Origin of the sequence: Catalinimonas alkaloidigena, assembly GCF_900100765.1 — a bacterium.
Lineage (GTDB): Bacteria > Bacteroidota > Bacteroidia > Cytophagales > Flexibacteraceae > Mooreia > Mooreia alkaloidigena.
This window is the reverse complement of record NZ_FNFO01000012.1, coordinates 35202-55793: the sequence shown is the minus strand read 5'-3', so window position 1 is coordinate 55793 and position 20592 is coordinate 35202. Positions and strand designations below refer to the sequence as shown.

The following is a 20592-nucleotide window of genomic DNA, read 5'->3' as shown; positions in this document are numbered from 1 at the left end:
TTCCAAACATGAAACGCATTTGTTACACCTTGGGCCTGCTGATCGGCGTTTTGTCGTCCGCGTGGGCGCAGAACCGGGTCGTGGTCAACGCCGACCTGGCGAAAGACACCATTAGCCGCCACATCTACGGGCATTTTGCCGAACACCTCGGGCGCTGTATTTACGGCGGTTTTTACGTCGGTGAAGATTCCGACATTCCGAACACGAACGGAATGCGCAACGACGTGGTCGCGGCGCTGAAAAAAATGGGCGTGCCCAACCTGCGCTGGCCAGGAGGCTGTTTTGCCGATACCTACCACTGGAAAGACGGCATCGGGCCGAAAGAAGACCGTCCGTCGATGATCAACATCTTCTGGGGCGGCACGACGGAAGACAACAGCTTCGGGACGCACGAGTTCATGGAGCTATGCCAGCAGCTGGGGGCCGAGCCGTTCATCAACGGTAACCTGGGCAGCGGCACCGTGCAGGAAATGGTCGAGTGGGTCGAGTACCTGAACCATCCGGGCGGCGCACCGATGGCCAAACTGCGGTCTGAAAACGGCCGTGAACAACCCTGGAACGTACAATTTTTTGGCATCGGCAACGAAAACTGGGGCTGTGGTGGCGACATGACCGCCGAGTACTACGCCGACGTCTACAAGCGCTACAACAACTACATCCGCGACTACGGCGGTCCTCGTCTGTTCCGGTTGCCTTCTACGGCCAACTCGGCCGACTACCACTGGACAGAAACCCTCATGAAAAACGTGCCGCTGCACACCATGAGCGGTCTGGGCTTCCACCACTACTCCGTAATCAACTGGAGCGACAAAGGGTCGGCCACGAATTTCTCGACGGAGGAGTACTTCCAAACGATGGAAAAGGCGCTGCAAATGGAAGAACTGATTCAGCGGCACGGGGCGATCATGGACCGGTACGATCCCAAGAAACGCCTGGCCATGGTGGTAGACGAGTGGGGGGGATGGTACGACGTGGAGCCCGGCACGAATCCTGGCTTCCTTTACCAGCAGAACACGATGCGCGATGCGATGATCGCCGGTGCTACGCTCAACATCTTCAACAACCACGCCGACCGCGTTCGGCTTGCCAACATCGCGCAGACCGTCAACGTGTTGCAGGCCGTGGCGCTGACCGATGGCAACAAAATGCTGCTGACGCCGACCTATCACGTATTCGAGATGTACAACGTCCACCACGACGCGCTGATGCTGCCCCTGACCGTGGAAACAGCCAACTTCGAACTGAACGGGCGTGCGCTGCCGGCGGTGTCGGCTTCGGCCTCGAAAGACCAAAGCGGCAAGATCCACATTACGCTGACCAACATCGATCCGACAAAAAAACAGGAGGTACCGATTAACTTACGGGGCATGAAGGCCTCTAAGGTTTCGGGACGGGTGTTGGCTTCGGGCAAAATCCAGGATTACAACACATTCGACCAACCGAACAAAGTGCAGCCCACCGAGTTTAAAGGCGCGAAACTGAAAGGCGAAACCCTGACCGTATCGATGCCCCCGGCCTCGGTTGTGGTGCTGGAATTGCAATAAGTTGAACGTTAGAAGTGGAAAGCGTACGGTTAACGCGTGGTAGAAGTACCTAAAACCTTATGCTTTCCACTTTTAACTCCATCACTCAAAATTAAATCTCATGTCGAAATACCAATCCTTGAAAGAGGAAGTCTACGAAGCCAACCTGGAAATTCCGCGGCAGAAGCTGGCGATCTACACTTTCGGCAATGTCAGCGGCATCGACCGAAAGGAAGGAGTCATCGGCATTAAGCCCAGCGGCGTGGCCTACGACGACCTGAAGCCGGACGATATTGTCATTGTCGACTTCGACAATCAGATTGTGGAAGGAACGATGCGGCCCTCGTCCGATACGAAAACGCACGTACTGCTCTACCAACACTTCGACACCATTGGGGGGATTTGCCATACGCATTCGGCTTATGCGGTGGCGTGGGCGCAGGCGATGCGGTCCATTCCGAACCTCGGCACCACCCACGCCGACCACCTGGTGGCGTCCATTCCGGTGACGGAGGTGATGTCGGACGAGATGATCGAGCGCGACTACGAACTGGAAACCGGCCATCAGATCCTGAACGTGTTCCGCGACCAAGGGCTTTCGCCGCAGGAAGTCGAGATGGTGCTGGTGGCTTGCCACGGTCCGTTTGCCTGGGGGAAAAGCGCCGCCAAGGCCGTGTACAACGCCACGGTGATGGAGGAGCTGGCGCGCATGGCGTACCTGACGCTGACCATCAACCCGAATACGCCCCCCATCAAACAGTCGCTCATCGACAAGCATTATTTCCGCAAACACGGGAAAAATGCCTATTATGGGCAGAATTAATACGAAAACAACTACTTAAACCCTTTTAAGCAATCACTTATGCAGCGATTCGAAACCCTCGATTGGATTATGATCGGGGTGTATTTTATGATCCTACTCGGCGTAGCGGTCTGGGTCATTCGACAAAAAAACGAGAACACTGAAGATTACTTTTTGGCGGGCCGCAACATGGGCTGGTTCGTGATCGGTGCCTCCATTTTTGCTTCCAACATCGGTTCGGAACACGTGGTGGGACTGGCCGGCTCCGGGGCCGGTGGCAAAATTCCGCTACTCATTTACGAACTCCACGCCTGGCTGGTCATTACGCTGGGGTGGGTGTTTTTGCCGTTTTACCTCCGCAGTGGCGTATTCACCATGCCCGAATTTCTGGAGCGGCGGTTTAATGAGCGGGCACGCTGGTTTTTGAGCGTCTTCTCTCTGCTGGCCTATGTGCTGACCAAAGTGTCGGTAACGGTCTATGCCGGGGGCATTGTGATCGCCTCGCTGTTGCAAATCGACTTCTGGACCGGGGCGCTTATTACGGTGATTCTGACCGGGGTCTACACCGTGTTGGGCGGGATGCGTGCGGTGGTCTATACCGAGGCCATTCAGACCGTGATCCTCGTGATCGGAGCCGTAACCCTCACGGTGGTCGGTTTGGATGCCGCCGGGGGATGGGCCAACGTAAAAGCTTCGCTTCCGGAAGGCTACCTGGACATGTGGCGCCCGGCTACCGATCCGGAATTTCCGTGGCCGAGCCTGGTGATTACCAGCACAATCGTCGGGACGTGGTATTGGTGTACAGACCAGTACATCGTGCAGCGTGTGCTGGCAGCCGAAGGCATCAAAGAGGGGCGACGCGGTACAATTTTCGGCGGGTTGCTGAAACTTCTCCCCATCTTCCTGTTCCTGATTCCGGGCGTTATTTCCCTGGCGTTGAAAAACCAGGGCGAGTTGCAGTGGGATTCGGCCGATGAAGCCTTTGTCTCTCTGCTGATGAACAAAATGCCTGCCGGCCTGCGCGGTCTAGTAGCAGCGGGTCTGTTGGCGGCGCTGATGAGTTCGCTGGCGTCGGTCTTCAACTCGTGTTCTACGCTCTTCACCGTCGACATTTACAAGAAACTCTATCCGGATACGCCGGAGAGCAAACTACTGAACATCGGGCGGATCTCGACCGGCGTGGTAGTGGTGCTGGGCATCCTCTGGATTCCCATCATGCAGAACATTTCCGGTGTGCTGTACGAATACCTTCAGTCCGTGCAGTCGTACATTGCGCCGCCCATTACGGCGGTCTTTCTGTTGGGTATTTTCTTCAAGCGGATCAATTCGCAGGGTGCGCTGGCGACTCTGGTCTTCGGGTTGGTAGTGGCCATTTTGCGCATCGGATTGGAATTGATGCGCGATTCGCTGGATCCCGATGGGTTACTGCACGTCTTTGCGGCGACCAACTTCCTGACCTTCGCGGCGTGGTTCTTCCTGGTCTGCGTAACGGTCTGTGTCGTGGTGAGTCTTCTGACACCAGCGCCGGCTCCCGAAAAAATTCAGGGCCTGACGTTCGGTTCCATTTCACCGGAACAAAAAGCAGAAAACCGCAACAGCTACACCGTGTGGGATATTGTCACTTCGTTGATCGTGCTGGCGCTGGTCGCGTATGTTATGATTAGTTTTAATGGGTAACCTGAGCATCAGTACGTTACCTTTTTCTTGTACCCTGAAAGCCGTTTAGGCGAGGGTACGCACAAACGCTTTACCGGGCAGATTTCTTGGCTTATCAAGAAATCTGCCTATTTTTGTTTAGAGACAGTCAGCACAAAGCGGACGATGTAAGGTTATTCCTATTTTGAAAACCCTACTTTTCACCACGACTTGCTTCACCTATTCTCGTATAGCTGACTATCTCGCAAACTTACATTTCCAACGCGTGCTCCCTTATTCCCAACCACACCCTGCGAATATGGAACAGCACCAGCAAAGAGCGATATAAATTTATGGTTAGAAAAGTTCATTATTGCTGGTTCGGAAGTTCGCTTCCGCCCCAAGTGGCCGAAAACATCGCCGATTGGCAGCGGTTGAATCCGGAATTCGAGTTTTGTGAATGGAACGACAAAAATTCGGACATCACCGATTACCCTTATGCTCAACAAGCGTTAGCCGAGCGGCGGTGGAGCTTCCTGTCCGACGTGGTGCGTCTTCAGAAACTGTACGAACAAGGCGGATTTTACCTCGATACCGACGTAGAACTGATCAAGCCGTTTCGCCTGCTGGAGCACGAAAGCGACTGCCTGATCATGGGATATATTCAAAACTGTGCTTTGGGAACCGCCGTGATCTACAGCCCACCCGCTCATCCGGTGATTGGCGATGTGTTGGAAGAATACAAGCACATTCGGTCTGGCTGCTGGCCAGTGAACAACCGGGTGTTTACCCATTACTTCATCAACAACCTGCCTGACTTTTTGCTGAACGGACAACGCTGGAAAAGCGACAAGCACAAGATCTCCATTTATCCCAAGGAGTACTTTGAGAAACCTGCCTGGCAGCGCGAACAGGGGTTTTCCATTCACCATTGCAGCGGCTCCTGGACCAAAAGCAACAGCCAGCCCACCAATTTTACGACGCGCAAGCTGACGGCTTCTTACCGAATTACGTGGCTCACGCGCCAGTTGCGTTCGTTCCGCCGCATCTTCAGTTCCGAGTACCGTGATGTGTACTTCAACGCTTTGTTACTGCGGCGCAGAAAAACCTTGCGGCCCGATTGGCTGGATGAGGCTCGTCGCGTGGCGTTCCGTTCGCCGAAGAGCGCTTCGCCCGTAAGCCTCCAGGCCGGGAAGTAAACATCCCATACGGCTGTTCAGCAAATTCCAACAGAGTGGCGTAGGCGGTGATCTGCGTCAACGCTTCTTCAACATACGTGCACACAGGTCTTATTTTCGATATGGACGGCACCATGGTGGACAACATGATGGTGCACCACCGTGCCTGGCAACAGAAACTGGCGGAAGTGGGGTTATCCCTCTCGTTAGACGAAGTCGTGGCGAAGTGCCACGGAACCAACGACGACATTCTGGTGCGTTTGTTTGGTGATAAATACACGTTCGAGGAGCGCGACGCCATTTCGTATGCCAAAGAGGCGCTTTACCGCGAGGTATTCCTACCCGACCTGAAGCTGGTGGATGGCTTGCACCGTCTTCTGGACGAAGGAAAAAAGCGAGGCCTCAAGATGGGAATCGGCACGGCGGCGCGACCAGAGAATGTTGATTTTGTGGTGGATACCCTCGGCATTCGTGACTATTTTGGGGCTATTGTCACGGCCCACGACGTGACCAAAGGCAAGCCCGATCCGGAAGTGTTCTTGAAGGTAGCCGACCAATTGGGCGTAGCGCCGGAACACTGCTTGGTTTTTGAGGATTCGCCTACCGGCGCAAAAACGGCTTACAATGCGGGCATGAAGTGCATCGTCATTACCACAACCCACCGATCCGAGGAATTTACGTCGATCCCGAGCGTACGCCGATGCGTGCCTGACTATACCTCCGTCCGGTTGGAAGAAGAGCTGATAAGCTGAGCGGCCGGACTCTAGCGCGTGATTCAATTTGATTGGCAACCGAGCCGATGGTACTGCACTGTCGGCTCGGGTTCTTTTTAAAAGCTTCCGATTGCGGATGTCGGTTGCGGTACTTTATGACGTTGAACGGTGACTGCCTCGTCACCAAACGTGTGGAATTGACTTGTAAGAAAGCAGAAGAGAATAGAAAAAAACGGAGAGCCTATTCTTTGAAATATAAAAAAATAAAGGATCTTTGTGTTAAAGCGAGCGCATAAGGTAGCTGGGAATCCCTTATCCGTTTGCCGGGAGTAATTATCTGTCCATAAGCATTTTCTAGCAGTTACACTACTCGGCGGGTGAATCGAACCGGTTTTGGTAGAGTACGTCAGAAACTTCTTTAGGCATATAATCCTGCCAGGTAACCAATTTGACTTTATCGTTCTCCTTGACAAACGTATAGCCATACTCATAGCAGAAGTAGTAGACGCCACCTTTCTGTGTGCGGTACACGTGCGTAAAGAAGTGAAAGTTGTAGCCCATCTTCACCATCACTTCGCGTCGTACTTCTGTTAACCCAATGGGGTTCAACGTTTTAAGGATCGAACGGTTCTTCCGAAGGGCCTGGTTGACATTACCGATGGTGATCTCGCTTTCCCGTTTCTGCCGGTTGTTGTATAAAAAGCGACACTGGTCGGAGCAAAATTTCTTATCGATCCTCCCCACAATGGGGGTTCCGCACTGAGGACATTCTCTGGTGGCCATAGCTTCCGTGTTGAAATACGTGTATATCCGTATCTACTCGAGTTTTAACACGGCTAAGTTATTGTTTTTTCTGATCATTGCTGTACGAAACATCGCGCTTCATACAGCAATCTGAAACGCATAACCGCGGCCCCTGGGTCAGAGATTGGAGCACCTCTTACTCGTCTGCGGTCATACACCAGTCGCTTTTCACTGGACAGATTGTATAAAGCCAGTTCACCTGAGCAATCAGGTGTACACCTTTGGGGCATACCCGATCGGGCATACCCCGCAATTTGAGGCATACCACTCTGAGTGCATACGCAGCGACAGGGGAGATCGTTGGCCTACCGCATACCCTCAGACCGTATCCCTAAAACAGTAAGTCTATGTTGGGAGGCATACCCGCGAGGGCATACCTTTGACATAGGCTTTATTTTTTGCGCAGGTGTGCCCAATTTTCCGCGAGTTGTTAAGTTCGCCGTCAGAGGAAGGCCGTGCCTTTCGACTTTCCGCTATCTTAACGTTTTACTCCCCATCACTTATGAAAATCTTTCTTGCGCTGCTTTTGAGTGCATTTTCGGTTTGTTCCACCTACGCGAACGTAAACCTGCCGGCCATCATCGGCGAGCACATGGTGCTTCAGCAGAACGACACTGTCACCTTGTGGGGGTGGGCCAATCCCTTAGAGGAAATCACCATTACGCCGGGGTGGAAGGCCGCCCCCGTAAAGGTGACCGCCGACCACAATGCCACCTGGCGTGTTCAGGTACCAACACCTGCGGCGGGTGGGCCGTACTCGCTTACGTTTCAAGGGTACAATACCATCAAATTTGAGGATGTCCTGATCGGTGAAGTCTGGCTTTGCTCCGGTCAATCGAACATGGAGTGGACTGCCCGGGCGGGCATAGAAGGGGCCGAAGGGGCCATTCGGGAGGCAAATTACCCGGAAATTCGCTTTTTTAACGTTACGAAACGTACCTCTGCCGTGCCGCAATTGGATCTGGAAGGAGCGTGGGTCGTGTGCACGCCGCAAACCATGCCGGACTTTAGTGCGGTGGGCTACTTTTTCGGGCGACAACTGCACAAAAACTTGCAGAGACCCGTGGGGCTGATCAACAGCAGCTGGGGTGGGACGCCCGCCGAAGTGTGGATCAATCCTGATGCGCTGGCGCAAGATCCATCGCTCGTTGCCGCTGCGCGTCAGTTGCCGAAGGTGCCGTGGGGCCCCGAACAACCCGGACTGGCCTATCATGCGATGATCGCCCCGCTGATTCCGTACCGTCTGGCCGGTGCGCTCTGGTACCAGGGAGAAGCGAACACGGTTGTCCCGGAAAAATACGCCGATTTGTTGCCAGCCATGATCCGAAACTGGCGCACCGAGTGGGGGCAAGAGTTCCCATTTTATTACGTGCAGATTGCCCCTTACAAATACGATCGTCCTCTGGCGGGTGTGTTGCTGCGCGACGCGCAACGGCAAGCCATGGCCACCCCGCGAACCGGTATGGTGGTAATCAGCGACATTGGCAACGCGAACGACATCCATCCCCGCAACAAGCTGGACGTAGGGCTGCGCCTGGCCGGATGGGCATTGAACCAGACGTACGGCCAGGCACAGGTTCCTTATTCAGGACCGCTGTACCGGGACATGAAGGTAGAAGGGCGAAAAATTCGCCTTTACTTCGACCATGCCGAAAAAGGACTGCTGGCGAAAGGGGGGGCGCTCACGCACTTTGAAGTGGCGGGCGAAGACCGGGACTTTGTGCCGGCCCAGGCCAAAATTGATGGCAATACCGTAGTTGTGCGGGCCTCTGGCGTTAAAAAGCCGGTTGCCGTGCGGTTTGCCTGGAGTAATACGGCCGAGCCCAACTTGTTCAACACCGATGGTTTACCCGCTTCGGCGTTTCGTACCGACCACTGGGAAATTGATTCAAAGTAACTATCCGCATTTGACGATGACTGCGTATACCCTTCGCCCCGCAACTCTCACGGACCTGTCGACCATCGGCATGCTGGCCCACGATATCTGGTGGAAAACTTATCCGGGCATTATTTCCGAAGCGCAGATCCACTACATGCTGGACGCCATGTACAGTGAGAAGGCCCTCCAGGTGCAACTGGAGAACGGTTACACATTTTTGCTTTTGTACGAAGGGGCAAAACCCATCGGGTTTGTGGCGTATGCCCCCATGCGCCCGGATCAGACGGTTCGTATCGAAAAAATCTACCTGCATCCTGCCTATCAGGGCAAACGCCTGGGTCGAAAAATGATCGACGAGGTAGCGACCCTCACGCAGCGCCAGGGCGGAAAGGCGCTGGAGTTGAACGTGAACCGGAGCAATCCGGCCAAAGGATTCTACGAACGCTGTGGCTTTGTCATCACGCAGGAGGTTGACCTACCCATCGGGGAGTTCTGGATGAACGACTACATCATGCGCAAAGAATTAGCGTGAGCTAACGGGCTTTGGCGGCGAAGGATTGGCTTGTTGGCGCATCTGCCGGGCCGTCAGGGTAGAGCGGTCGGGGCTCCAACCGGGAGGCATCAGTGCGTAGCGTATTCGGTCGCGCCAGCCTCGGCTTCGCTTCAGGTCGTGCCAGAGTTCCCGGTACGCATGGGTCGCGATGTGCAGCGGATGGTAGGTGTGAATATTGGTCGTCAGGCCGTACACTGGCAATTCGCGCGGATCTTCCGGCTCAAATGTTCCGAACAGACGATCCCAGATGATCAGCATGCCGCCGTGGTTGCGGTCCAGGTACCGGAGGTTGCTGGCGTGGTGCGCCCGGTGGTGAGACGGGGTGTTGAAAAACCACTCCAGAGGCCCCAGCCGCCGTACCACCTCGGTGTGCAGAAAGAATTGATAAATCAGGCTGATCGACATCACGGTCAGGATCATCAAGGGCAGAAAGCCCACCAGCGGCAGCCAGAGCCACCAGAGGTACTTGTGCAGCAGTTCGCCCCACGACTGGCGCAACGCGACGGCCAGGTTGTAATGTTGCGACGAATGATGGTTGACGTGTCCCGCCCAGAACAGCCGGATTTCGTGGCAGGAGCGGTGGTGCCAGTAGAACGTGAAGTCGTCGGCGAAGAAAAGCAGCACCCAACTCCACCAGGTGTACCCCAATTCGAACAGACGAAACGTGTATAGCCAGGAAAAAGCCAGATACGCCCCGGTTTTCATCACCAGATTGATCACCACGCTGCCCAGCCCCATGGCAATACTCGCGGGCGCATCCTGCCGGTGGTACCCCTCGCGTCCTTCCAGATACAAAATCACCATTTCCAGTCCCATGAAAAACAGGAAGAACGGAACGGCGTATCCGATAACAGGATCGAGGGTAAACGGATTGGGCATGGTGGTGGTAGCCGACTCCCTACGAAGATAACGATTTTCGGGGCGGGTGCGAAATGTCCGGGCTTACCGAAGTCCTTGCACAATGGCGTCCAGCAGCGTTTCGGCAGGGTCCAGCGCGTGTTCCCAGTACATGATCCCGCCCAATTGGTGTTTTTTCACAAATGCTGCCTTGGCCTTCAGCGACTCGGGGTCATCGTAGGAAATGAGCGTATGCGTGTCGGGATTCCACAGGTAGGGCGCTTGGGCCGTGGCGTCCCAATGGCGGGTATAGCCCTGTTTGCCAATGAAATCGGCCAAGAGTTGCGGGTACGAGTGCGAGCCCGCGTATTTCTCGAACGGTTGGTTAACGCCTTTTTTCAGATTCTTTATCCCGGTCCATTCCCGGCTGTAAAACGCCGCCCCAATCACCAGCTTGTGCGGTGGAATGCCCGCGGCCAGATGTTCCTGAACCGATGCGTCCGTATGTTGGATGCCCGCTCCCGCCGAAGCGTAAAGCCCTGTATGGTGTCCAGATTGGTCCGTCAGGCTGTTGAACAGATCGTACGTCATGATGTTGATCCAATCCAGGTAGACGTGCAACTTGTCCATCTCCGTATGCTTGAAATATTCACCGTTCGTGCTGGCGATGGTAAGCGTGTAGCGGTCAACACCCGAACGCTGCCGCAGGTCGCTCAGCGAATCCAGTTGATGCCGCATCAATTGTAGGATCAACGTAAAATTCTGCTTGTCTTCCGGACGGAATTTGATGCCCGGTCCCGGTTGTCCAGGATATTCCCAATCCAGGTCGATGCCGTCGAGGGCGTAGTCGTTGAGAAGACGCAACGCACTCTGCGAAAACTTCTGGCGGGCGGCTTCGTCGACCACCGCATCCGAAAAGTGGTCGGCTCCCCAACCCCCGACCGAAAGGATGATTTTGAGCGCCGGGTTGCGGGCTTTGAGCGCTTGCAGTTGCGCTAAATGGGCCGGAGCATGTGGGTTAGCAAAATAGATTTCGCCTTCGGGATTGACCACCCCGAACGCATAGTTGATGTGCGTGAGCTTTTCGGCCCCGATCCGGAAAAAGTCTGTTCCGCCACCCGCATAAGCAATGACCCGATAGGGCGAGACGGCAGTACTGTCCAGTGTAGCGGCGCGGGCGGTGAGCAACGTGGAAAAAAAGAGGCAGCAAAGGGCAACAGCGAAGTAACGAGTCATACAGACAAAATGGGGAATTACAAATGAACTGACGGTATCCTGGCAAGTGAGGTGGGCGTGGCAATCCGGCCAAGTCAGGAAAGCGCGTGCAAGGATAGGCAAAAAGGTCCAGACCCAGGGACCTAAAAAAAGCGATTCGTCCGAACGAATCGCCTGAGGGCAGACCGGGGGCTACGCCCGGCGTCTGACGGACTAGTGGTTTCGGTTAGACATAATAATGAATGTCCCGAACGCATCGACGATGCCCAGAACAATGCCAGCCACCCCCATTCCCCGGCCCTTGAATCGAGTCGGGTCGTTCGAAATTTTATTGAGCGCAATGGCACCGAACAGGATGGCTAGCACGCCGGCCACAATGCCGATCACGAATAGGCCCACCAATCCGAATACCAAGCTGACTATGGCAAAACCTACCATTCTTTTCGGTCGCGAAGCAGCGTGTTGTGTGTGCTGCCGAAGCTGTACTTTCTCTACTTTATCCAACTGCCGTAGGTTTTTGCGGATTTCGCGTTGCATCTGCCGGGGCGATAGGGGCGTAGCCGGTACCGATAGCAATTTTGCCTTGGGTCGCTCGGGGAGCTGTTCCGGGATGGGAGCGAGGGCAACAGGCGCATCAGGCTGCGTGGACGCGGTAAAAACTACCTCCTCTACTTCGGATGCCGGTGGTGTTGCGGGCAGCACGGGGGCTTCGACAGGCTTGGACTGGCTTGTCGTTGCGGCTTGCGTCGCGAATGCGTAATACCTTGGTTTTGAGCATGAGTTCATCGCCATCAGCCCCAGCAGCACAAGCAACCCCATAAACGTCTTCATGAATCAAGTGGTCTTTAGTGAGTCAGGTTAAAGTTAACCCGGCCCTGAATGGAGGCCATCAGCCCGTTCTTCCGGGCACGTTTGCGGATGTAGGGTCGCTACTCTGCGTAGATCAAATAGGGAATGAAGATGGATAAATGTGTGTTTTCAGCCCTTCCGTTACTGGGATTGGGTAGAGCGAAGCCCGCGTTGCTGCCGTTGCCAGAAAACCAGGAAGACAAACGCCAGCGATGCCAGCCCCGCCGCTAGCCAGAAGGCTGGCCGGAAGCCCGTCGCTTCTCCGCCATAGAGCCAGCCCGACACCAGCGCCCCGACACCGATGCCCGCTTCCAGCGCAATGTACATGGTCGCCAGCGCCCGTCCGCGGTGCCGATCGTGTGCACGGTCGATGGTCCAGGCGGTGATGGTCGGGGAGTTCATGCCCAGCCCGGCACCCAGCAGCAGCGATGCCAGCAACAGGGTCATCTTCGTTTCGGCAAGGCCAATGAAAAACATGGCACCGGCGATGGACAGGCCCGCCGCTTTCAGCACAATGACACGTCCCCAGCGATCGGACACTTTTCCCGCCAGAATGCGCACGGCGAGCGAAGCCGCCGTAAACGAGGTAAAAAAGAGTCCTTTGTTTTCGATGCCCACATGGACGCTCAGATCCGGAATGAGCGTGAGCACCACGCCGTAGGAGAACGACGTGAGCAGCAGCACCAGCGCTGGTGGAAGGGCCTGCGGCTCGAACACTTCGTGCCGACCAATCCGCAGCATCCGGAGTCGGAAGGGTTGAGCCTGGGAAAGCGTCTCGCGCATGCCGGCCAGAATCAGTACCGACAGGATGGCAAAGGCCGAAGAAGTATAAAACATGACATTCAGGCCGAAGTGCAGCGCAATCCATCCGCCCACCGCCGGGCCGCAGGCCATGCCGAGGCTGCCGCATAAGCTGGAAATCCCCATGGCTTCGCCCCGGCGGTCGGTCGGTACCAGATCGGCCACGTAGGCCGACGTTCCTGTAGGTTTAAAGCCCGTGGAAAACCCGTGAAAGAACCGCAGGAACAGAAAACCACCGACGGTAGTAAGCAGCGGATAGAGAAAGCCACAAAAGAAACAAACTACCGCCCCCAGCACCATGACGGGAATCCGGCCCCACGTATCGGCCAGCTTTCCGCTGAACGGGCGCGACAAGCCTGCCGTCAGCGTAAACAGGGCGATGATCAGGCCAATGTACTGCTCACCCCCCAGGCGAGCCAGGTACGCGGGAAGCTCAGGAATGATCAGGTTGAACGACGCGAAAAATAGGAATGAACTGGTGCAGAGCAACCAGAACTGAACTGTATAAATGCGGGGTGTGGACGAAGGCATGCGTTGACGCCACCAAAGTGCAGGTTTCAGCCCGATTTTACAAAAACCGTTTTGGTGGAATCTGCTCTGCCCCTCGTCTGGAGCGGGAAAAGAAGAGGAGTCTCGTGAACAGCAGCGTGCTTAGAGGTTAAATGTAATTATTTTGATAAATAGCTGATTTAAAAAGGGTCGAAATTTTGGGTTTAAAATTGTACTAAAACAATTTTATTTTTTGATGTAAGGAAATGGTCAAATTAGGATGCTAGGTGATAAGTTAATTAAAGGTCAAAAAAAAATTGGTAAATTCTTGCTATATAGACCATTATGGCTATATTTATTTTCAATAACGAGGAAAAATTATAATTATAGTAAAGTGATTTTTCAGCGTTCTGGGCTTACGCCTATCTGCAAACAGTTTGCAGCAATGTAATCGAACTTGAATTTTTATTATACTTGTTAACGAAACTCATGGCCCTTACCAATCTTACTTAGGTTCTGTTCATCTGCCAGCCACGCTCTACCGGAAACCTGCGGGACTCCTCCCTATTGTAGGTAACGCATCCGGGACTAGTCAACCAGTATAATTTACCAAGCGCGAGCCTCTTTAGCACAAAGATCTTCCAATACGATTTCGAAGGATTCGTAAGGAACGTCGGTTGCGTATTTTGTGCCTCAGCCAGCGCAATTCGCCAATAAGGCGTTCCGGCTGACCACGCTTAAGTCGTTGTGTGATCGGGAAGGTTCGTGCTCCGGAGTATTACTTTAAACTCATTACCAATTCATCGATAAGCTACCTCAACAGAAGATTGCGGTCCCGTTGTTGACCCTGCCCCGATTCATCCACGCCAACAGAGGTCTTAGTCAGGCACGCCCGGCAGACCTGATGCCACGCAAGGCCGCCTTCCATGCGACCAAGGCGCTGTAACTGGAATTGTAAAAATTGGGTTCGATAACGGTATCTTCTTGAAGTAGAATCAGTTAACAGTACTGTATGGATAAATTAAATCTCTCGGACGAAAGATTTTACCAGATCTTCATGGCCTCTCCCTTTCCCATTACAGTCTCGCGTTTAGCTGATGGCTGTCTTCTTGATGTGAACCAAGCGTTTGTCGAAGCTTCCGGTTACACCTACGAGCAACTGGTGGGAAAAAGCGCCTTCGAGTTGGAGAGCTGGGTTTTTCTGGAAGAGCGACAGCGCATCCGTACACTCCTGGAACAACATGGGGAAGTGGTGCGCTTCCCCATTTCTATGCGTGACGGTCACAACCAGCCCCGCAGCCTGCTGCTGTCAGCACGGTTGCTGGAACTGTTCGACGAGCCGTGCATGCTCGCCATGTTCTACGACGTGACCGAATTTAAAAATACAGAAAGCCGGTTGCTGGAGCAGAATCAGGAACTGGAAACCTTCGTCTACCGGACTTCGCATAACCTGAAGGGGCCGGTTGCTTCGCTAAAAGGCCTGCTGCAACTGGCGGCGTTAGAACTGACAGACGAACCGGCACAGCGTTACCTGGGGCTACTGAACAACCTGACGCAGCACCTGGAAGCGGCACTGAATGAACTGATTGATTTGACGCGCCTGAAGCGCGGGCAGGTGCGGATGGAACCCATCAACTTGCGCGAAATCATTCATCACATCGTCGCCAAATTAAAGTTCCAGCCCATTTGGACGCAGGTAGATCTGAAAATAGAGCTGGAAAGCGAAATGATCTACAGCGACTATGATATGATGAACTCGGTCATGCAGAATTTGATCGAAAACGCCGTCAAATACCGGGCGGCCGATCGGCCCCTGCAGTTGCGCATCACTTCTTCGCGAACGCCTCATCTGACCCTCTGCGTGAAAGACAATGGCGAGGGCATGTCCGATGAAGTGCTGCACAAAGTATTCGAGATGTTTTATCGGGCTTCGGGCAAAACTCAAGGTACCGGTCTGGGGCTTTACATCGTGCAGAATACCGTCGAAAAGCTGGGCGGGAGCATTTCTGTCGAAAGCCAGCTCAACGTCGGAACTACCTTTACGCTGACACTTCCTCAGCCCCCGGAGCAAGCGGCGTCGTAAGCGATTAGTCGGGAAGCGTTTCGCCCGCCCGCAAAAGATAACAGTGCGGGTGGCGGCCCATCCCGATTTTCGGGTAATACCCCTCGGCCGCCGGTGCCGACAGCAACAGCAAGGTCGCCTGAGGCGCAGCCGCCTGCGTCCGGCGAATCAGTTCTTTCCCAATTCCCTGATGCTGGCACGACTGCCGCACCGCCAGATCCGACAGGTACGTGCAGTAGGTAAAGTCGGTGATGGACCGCGCCACTCCCACCAAAAGACCCTGCGCATCGCGGGCCGTGACAATAAGGTTCGCACCGCGCAGCATCTGCGCCAGCCGCGGCAGATCGTCGATCGGGCGGCGCTCTCCGAGCGTCGATGCGATTAGCAACTCACGAAATTCAGCAACCGTCAAATCCGATTCCTGAGCAAACTGTAGTTCCGGCAGCAGCATGGGCATGGGGTAGTTCGCACCAAAAATAGAGTTTTGAGCGCGCTTGCGGAAGGCGCATCCGCCAAAGAAATCTGGCGGTAATAAGCTGCGTCAGAAGGATTTTGTGCGTTATACTTACAGAAACGTGTCCGAAAACAAGGCTGAGCTTTTGGTCGGAAGCCAAAACATCAGGCCAATTCCTGTTGCTGTAAGAAATGCCGCGGGATCGTGACCCGGAATTACCCTAAAAAACGGATTTTTGATACCTTAATTCGTTAGCCCTGAGCGAACTATGAAGCGACCCTTGCAGAAAAAGATTTTACGTTGGACAACCGGCTGCCTGGCGGGCGTGCTGTTGTTCTGTTTGTTCTGCAACCTCTGGGTCGTGATGAGTACGCGTGCGTATGTCTATAACAATCCCGAACACATTCCGGCCAACTCGGTAGGTTTGGTATTAGGCACAAGCCCCTGGTACCGCTCCGGCCACGAAAATCCGTTCTTCAAGCACCGGATCGAAGCCGCGGTCGACCTCTATCGTCGGGGGAAAGTACGCCACCTGATTGTCAGCGGCGACAACGCCACCATTTACTACAACGAACCGGTGTACATGCTCAACGCGCTTTTGCAGGCGGGTGTGCCGCGCGAAGCCATTACCCTTGACTACGCCGGTTTCCGGACCCTCGATTCGGTGGTGCGCTGCAAAGAAGTGTTCGGGCAAGATAGCGTCACCATCATTTCGCAAAGCTTTCACGATTTCCGTGCGCTTTTCATCGGCAAGCATTACCTCAAAGACCCGATTGCCTACGCCGCTCCCGCGCCCGCCGAGGCCTCGCCACGCACCGCCGTTCGCGAGATGTTTGCCCGGGCGCTGGCCGTGCTCGATCTTTACGTGTTTCACCAGCAACCGCGCTTTCTGGGGAAGCCAGAAAAATTGCCTGTTTAGCAATTCAACCGTAAACTTTGCGGATTCAGTTTTGTTCTTTTGCTAACAGGCCATGCCACACCTACCTTCCTTCCCACCTGCCGTACAGTAGTTAGTTCGCAATATGGAGTTACTGTGATACGAATCGTTGGTTTATGCTGCCTGTTGGCGAGCTTCTGGAACACGTGCGTGCTGGCGCAAGCGCTTCCGATGACGGTGATTAATGGGAAAGTGACCGACGCCGAAACGGGCGAGGGTATGCCGTTTGTCAACGTTTATTTCCAGGGAACCCAAATTGGAACCACCAGCGATTTCGAAGGAAATTATACGCTGAAAACCGAGACACCGACCGACTCGGTCGTGGTGTCATACATCGGTTATGTGCCCCGCACGAAGGCCGTGCAAAGAGGCGTGACGCAAACCATCCTGTTTCAGTTGCTGCCCGACGCCAAAACCCTCGACGAAGTGGTGGTGGAAGCGGGCGAAAATCCGGCGTTTGCCATCCTGCGCGACGTGGTGCGGCATAAGAACGACCACGACATCCGTCGCCTGTCGGCGTACGAATACGAGAGCTACAACAAGATCGAAATTGACATCGACAACCTGTCGGACAAGTTGCGCAAGCGGCCAGTCATGCGGCAGATCAGCCGTGTGCTCGACAGCCTCGACCAGATTGCCGGCGACGATGGCAAGCCCATCCTGCCGATTTTCCTGTCCGAATCGGTCTCTACGTTTTATTACCGGGACAGCCCGCAGAAGAAGCGTGAAGAAATTCAGAAAACGAAGGTAACAGGTGTGGGCATGGACGACGGGACGTTACTGGCGCAGGTCACCGGGGCGTCGTTTCAGCAGTACAACTTTTACAAAAACTGGCTCAACATTCTGGGCAAAGATTTCGTCTCGCCCATCGCCGACGGCTGGAATTTGTACTACGATTACCTGCTGGAAGACTCGCTCTACCTGGGAGAGGACTATTGCTACCGCCTCGATTTTGCGCCGAAACAGGTAGGGGATCTGGCCTTTCGTGGGTCGGTCTGGATCACCAAACACGATTTTGCGCTGAAACAGGTCGACGTAACGGTCGGCAAAGACGCCAACCTGAATTACGTCGAGAAAATCAAGATTCAACAGGAATTGGTGCGCACAGAGGCGGGACCGTGGCTGCCGGCCAAGAACCGCGTGGTGGTAGACATCGCCGAACTCACGGAAAACTCCGCGGGGATGATCGCCAAGTTTTACAACTCGAATCGCGCGATGCGCGTCAACCAGCCGCACGACGTGCGATTTTACGATAGCGCCATCGAGCTGGCCCAGGATGCGCTGATCGAAGAGAAAAATTACTGGCAGGAGCACCGCCACGATTCGCTGACCTCCACTGAAGTGGCGGTTTACGAGATGATCGACACCATCCGCAACCTGCCCGTGGTGAAAACCTACGTAGAAGTGGCCAACGTGCTGGTGAACGGCTACAAGAAAGTCGGGATGGTAGACATCGGGCCTTACCTCGACGCGTATGCGTTCAACAGCGTAGAGGGACAGCGCTTCCGGCTCGGGTTCAAAACCAACATCGACTTTAGTCGGAAGTTTATCCTGAAAGGCTACGCCGCGTACGGCACACGCGACCACCGCTGGAAATACGGAGCCGGTGTGGACTACATCGTCTCCCGAAAACCGTGGACGCAGGTCGGCGTGCGGCGCACGTACGACATTGGGCAGGTGGCCTTGTTGGACGTTGACGTTGCGGCCAACCCGATTTTTGCCACGTTTATTCGCTTTGGGAACCTGCGCAACACCCGGCCCTTCTTCGATACGGAAAACTACGCTTACTTGCGCACGGAACTGGTGAAAGGCCTGTCGCCCATGATTGAGTTGCGCAATCGGCACTTCGATCCGCTCTACAACTTCGCGTACTATACCACCCCCGAGCACGACGAAACGGCACCCATCGCTTCAGAAATTACGGTATCAGAAGCTACCCTCAGTTTGCGCTATGCGCGCGACGAGATGTACCTGCAAAACGACAACGAGCGCATCCAGATCACCTCCGACAAGTGGCCGGCCGTTACCCTTCGCTACACGCAGGGCTTTCAGGGCGTAATGGGCGGCGATTTTAGTTACCACAAATGGAATTTGAGTGCCTCGCAAACCATTCCGATGAGCTTCCTGGGGCACGGCTATTACCAACTGGACCTGGGCTACATTCCTTCTACGTTGCCGTATCCTTTGCTCAAAAGTCACATCGGCAACCAGTCGATCTTTTACAGCACCGCCGCCTTTAACCTGATGAATTACTTTGAGTTTGTCAGCGACACGTGGGCTTCGATGCAATACCAGCATTCGTTCGAAGGCTTTTTTCTGAACCGCATTCCCCTGATGCGTCGCCTGAAGTGGCGGATGGTGGCCACCGGAAATGTTCTTTACGGAAGCCTGCGTCCGGCCAACCAGGCGCTCTCTTACGAGTTCGACGGGGAGGGCACGGCGGTGATGGCGCGTTCGCTCGGGCGTGCCCCTTACGCTGAGGTCGGCTACGGCATCGAGAACATCTTCAAATTGGTGCGGGTCGATTTCGTGCACCGCCTCACCTACCTGGATAATCCGAATGCCCGGCGTTTCGGCGTCTTGGTTTCGATGCAGTTTAAGTTGTAAAGTCGCTGAAATCCAACATGATTGGATTTTTTTACCTCAATTCCGGGTTGTATTCGTGTCAGATTTTCTACTACTTTTGGTTGATACTATACATCACCCATGAAAGGCGGGCTACACCACGTATGGATTTGTTTGCTGACCGGACTTCTGCTGGCCTGCCAGGGGAGGACCGATCAGGCGGAACGCATCCGGGATGTGCCCGTTACGGACGAGGAAAAAGTGGCGGCGCGGCTGCGGGCCATGAACGACGCCATCGCGCGCAATCCCGACGAAGCGGAGTATTATTTTCGCCGGGCCGATCTGTACCGACAGAAGGGGCAGGACGACCAGGCCCTGACCGATCTGCAGTCGGCCGTCCGGTTGGACAGCAACGAGGCGCGGTATCATCTGGCTTTGGCGCAGCAGTACCGTACGCAGGCTGACATCCGCAAAGGCATGCGTGCCGCCCGGAAAGCAGAATCGCTCGGCATGGAAGCGCCGGAGTTGTATTTTACGCTGGGCGAGATGTACCTGATTGTGCGGGAGTACCAGCAGGCGCTCGATGCCCTGAATCAGGGGCTGCGGTTGTCGCCTTTTTCGCCGCAAGGCTACTATTACAAAGGACTGGTGTACGCCGAGTCGGGCGATACGGCGCTGGCCATCTCCAGCCTGCAAACGGCACTGGAACAGGACGTGGCCTATGCCGAAGCGTACAATTCCATCTCCAAGCTGTTGCTGGCGCGCGAACAGTACCGCGATGCCCTCTTGTACCTGAACGCCGGTACCCGCTTCACACCCGACGACCCCTTTCTGTATTACAACAAAGGCGTGGCTTACAAGGCGACCGACCAACTCGACAGCGCCCGGCAGAATTACGAACGCGCCCTGTCGATCGATTCTACCCTGCATTTGGCCTGGTACAACCTTGGGGCGATGGATCTGAACGATCGAAATTACGCCGAGGCCGCCTCAAAATTTGAAAAGGTTGTAAACTTGCAACCGGAAGAGGCCCGTGCGCACTATTTCCTGGCGTTGGCATTACGCCGCCTGGGACGCAAAGAGCAAGCGGCCACCCATTTTTCACAGGTGTTGGCATTGCAGAAGGAGTATGTACCCGAAGCCACGCAGGCGTTGAAATGGTTACGCCAACCCGCGTATACCCCCAGTCAGCCCAAACCGGCGCCCGAGGCCATCTCGACGACGAAACCTGAGCCTGCCAAGCCTACAACACCCAAATTGGCGCCCGTGGCGGAAAAAAATCCGTCGGAATTATAG

General features: G+C 54.7%; 17 protein-coding genes. 11 read left to right on the top strand and 6 right to left on the bottom strand.

From position 1 onward, the window contains the following. Positions 1-8 precede the first annotated feature (8 nt). The 5 genes from BLR44_RS24125 (at position 9) to BLR44_RS24105 (ending at position 5890) form a co-directional block, all read left to right on the top strand. Positions 9-1544, top strand: a complete 1536-nt coding sequence (locus BLR44_RS24125) for an alpha-N-arabinofuranosidase (protein WP_089687044.1) — start codon at positions 9-11, stop codon at positions 1542-1544. 100 nt (positions 1545-1644) lie between these two features. Further along, the gene (locus BLR44_RS24120; RefSeq protein ID WP_089687042.1) at positions 1645-2346 is read left to right on the top strand and encodes an L-ribulose-5-phosphate 4-epimerase; all 702 of its coding nucleotides are present in this window, start codon (positions 1645-1647) and stop codon (positions 2344-2346) included. 39 nt (positions 2347-2385) lie between these two features. Beyond that, a complete protein-coding gene (locus BLR44_RS24115) occupies positions 2386-4002 on the top strand; it encodes a sodium:solute symporter (protein WP_089687040.1) in 1617 nt (538 codons plus the stop codon). Between the two features lie 311 nt (positions 4003-4313). Then, positions 4314-5159, top strand: coding sequence for a glycosyltransferase family 32 protein (locus tag BLR44_RS24110; protein ID WP_089687038.1), 846 nt, complete (start codon positions 4314-4316; stop codon positions 5157-5159). Between the two features lie 77 nt (positions 5160-5236). Then, positions 5237-5890, top strand: a complete 654-nt coding sequence (locus BLR44_RS24105) for an HAD family hydrolase (RefSeq protein WP_218127173.1) — start codon at positions 5237-5239, stop codon at positions 5888-5890. Positions 5891-6217: 327 nt separating this feature from the next. Here the strand turns inward: BLR44_RS24105 and BLR44_RS24100 are convergent, their stop codons facing one another. Beyond that, a complete protein-coding gene (locus tag BLR44_RS24100; RefSeq protein WP_089687034.1) occupies positions 6218-6634 on the bottom strand; it encodes a DUF2116 family Zn-ribbon domain-containing protein in 417 nt (138 codons plus the stop codon). 523 nt (positions 6635-7157) lie between these two features. Between BLR44_RS24100 and BLR44_RS24095 the strand changes: the two genes are divergently transcribed. Then, entirely contained in the window at positions 7158-8552 is a 1395-nt protein-coding gene (locus tag BLR44_RS24095) for a sialate O-acetylesterase (protein WP_089687032.1), read from the top strand. 16 nt (positions 8553-8568) lie between these two features. Next, positions 8569-9066: a GNAT family N-acetyltransferase gene (locus BLR44_RS24090; protein WP_176956190.1), complete on the top strand. Its 498-nt coding sequence runs from the start codon at positions 8569-8571 to the stop codon at positions 9064-9066. Here the strand turns inward: BLR44_RS24090 and BLR44_RS24085 are convergent. The 4 genes from BLR44_RS24085 to BLR44_RS24070 form a co-directional block, all read right to left on the bottom strand. Further along, positions 9058-9966, bottom strand: a complete 909-nt coding sequence (locus BLR44_RS24085) for a sterol desaturase family protein (RefSeq protein ID WP_089687028.1) — start codon at positions 9964-9966, stop codon at positions 9058-9060. The two genes, BLR44_RS24090 and BLR44_RS24085, sit on opposite strands and share 9 nt — an antisense overlap. A 63-nt stretch (positions 9967-10029) precedes the next feature. Next, positions 10030-11160, bottom strand: coding sequence for a glycoside hydrolase family 18 protein (locus BLR44_RS24080; protein ID WP_089687026.1), 1131 nt, complete (start codon positions 11158-11160; stop codon positions 10030-10032). Positions 11161-11352: 192 nt separating this feature from the next. Next, positions 11353-11970, bottom strand: a complete 618-nt coding sequence (locus BLR44_RS28960) for a DUF4190 domain-containing protein (RefSeq protein WP_089687024.1) — start codon at positions 11968-11970, stop codon at positions 11353-11355. Between the two features lie 159 nt (positions 11971-12129). Further along, positions 12130-13320, bottom strand: coding sequence for an MFS transporter (locus BLR44_RS24070; protein ID WP_089687022.1), 1191 nt, complete (start codon positions 13318-13320; stop codon positions 12130-12132). 970 nt (positions 13321-14290) lie between these two features. Here BLR44_RS24070 and BLR44_RS24065 point away from each other — a divergent pair. Continuing rightward, a complete protein-coding gene (locus BLR44_RS24065) occupies positions 14291-15361 on the top strand; it encodes a PAS domain-containing sensor histidine kinase (RefSeq protein WP_089687020.1) in 1071 nt (356 codons plus the stop codon). A 4-nt stretch (positions 15362-15365) separates the two neighbouring features. Here the strand turns inward: BLR44_RS24065 and BLR44_RS24060 are convergent, their stop codons facing one another. After that, entirely contained in the window at positions 15366-15797 is a 432-nt protein-coding gene (locus BLR44_RS24060; protein ID WP_089687018.1) for a GNAT family N-acetyltransferase, read from the bottom strand. Between the two features lie 265 nt (positions 15798-16062). Between BLR44_RS24060 and BLR44_RS24055 the strand changes: the two genes are divergently transcribed. From BLR44_RS24055 to BLR44_RS24045, 3 genes are all read left to right on the top strand, one after another. Next, positions 16063-16713: a SanA/YdcF family protein gene (locus BLR44_RS24055; protein ID WP_089687016.1), complete on the top strand. Its 651-nt coding sequence runs from the start codon at positions 16063-16065 to the stop codon at positions 16711-16713. Between the two features lie 114 nt (positions 16714-16827). Next, complete coding sequence (locus tag BLR44_RS24050; RefSeq protein ID WP_245706157.1) at positions 16828-19338, top strand: DUF5686 and carboxypeptidase-like regulatory domain-containing protein; 2511 nt, start codon at positions 16828-16830, stop codon at positions 19336-19338. A 99-nt stretch (positions 19339-19437) separates the two neighbouring features. Next, on the top strand, positions 19438-20592 hold the full coding sequence (locus BLR44_RS24045; RefSeq protein ID WP_089687013.1) for a tetratricopeptide repeat protein: 1155 nt from the start codon (positions 19438-19440) through the stop codon (positions 20590-20592).

Excerpts from the sequence above, each read along its gene's own strand:
- BLR44_RS24060 (WP_089687018.1), bottom strand. The coding sequence starts at position 15,797 with ATGCCCATGCTGCTGCCGGAACTACAGTTTGCTCAGGAATCGGATTTG.
- BLR44_RS24120 (WP_089687042.1), top strand. The coding sequence starts at position 1,645 with ATGTCGAAATACCAATCCTTGAAAGAGGAAGTCTACGAAGCCAACCTG.
- BLR44_RS24080 (WP_089687026.1), bottom strand. The coding sequence starts at position 11,160 with ATGACTCGTTACTTCGCTGTTGCCCTTTGCTGCCTCTTTTTTTCCACG.
- BLR44_RS24085 (WP_089687028.1), bottom strand. The coding sequence starts at position 9,966 with ATGCCCAATCCGTTTACCCTCGATCCTGTTATCGGATACGCCGTTCCG.
- BLR44_RS24125 (WP_089687044.1), top strand. The coding sequence starts at position 9 with ATGAAACGCATTTGTTACACCTTGGGCCTGCTGATCGGCGTTTTGTCG.
- BLR44_RS24115 (WP_089687040.1), top strand. The coding sequence starts at position 2,386 with ATGCAGCGATTCGAAACCCTCGATTGGATTATGATCGGGGTGTATTTT.
- BLR44_RS24110 (WP_089687038.1), top strand. The coding sequence starts at position 4,314 with ATGGTTAGAAAAGTTCATTATTGCTGGTTCGGAAGTTCGCTTCCGCCC.
- BLR44_RS24065 (WP_089687020.1), top strand. The coding sequence starts at position 14,291 with ATGGATAAATTAAATCTCTCGGACGAAAGATTTTACCAGATCTTCATG.
- BLR44_RS24055 (WP_089687016.1), top strand. The coding sequence starts at position 16,063 with ATGAAGCGACCCTTGCAGAAAAAGATTTTACGTTGGACAACCGGCTGC.
- BLR44_RS24100 (WP_089687034.1), bottom strand. The coding sequence starts at position 6,634 with ATGGCCACCAGAGAATGTCCTCAGTGCGGAACCCCCATTGTGGGGAGG.
- BLR44_RS24090 (WP_176956190.1), top strand. The coding sequence starts at position 8,569 with ATGACTGCGTATACCCTTCGCCCCGCAACTCTCACGGACCTGTCGACC.
- BLR44_RS28960 (WP_089687024.1), bottom strand. The coding sequence starts at position 11,970 with ATGAAGACGTTTATGGGGTTGCTTGTGCTGCTGGGGCTGATGGCGATG.
- BLR44_RS24095 (WP_089687032.1), top strand. The coding sequence starts at position 7,158 with ATGAAAATCTTTCTTGCGCTGCTTTTGAGTGCATTTTCGGTTTGTTCC.
- BLR44_RS24045 (WP_089687013.1), top strand. The coding sequence starts at position 19,438 with ATGAAAGGCGGGCTACACCACGTATGGATTTGTTTGCTGACCGGACTT.
- BLR44_RS24070 (WP_089687022.1), bottom strand. The coding sequence starts at position 13,320 with ATGCCTTCGTCCACACCCCGCATTTATACAGTTCAGTTCTGGTTGCTC.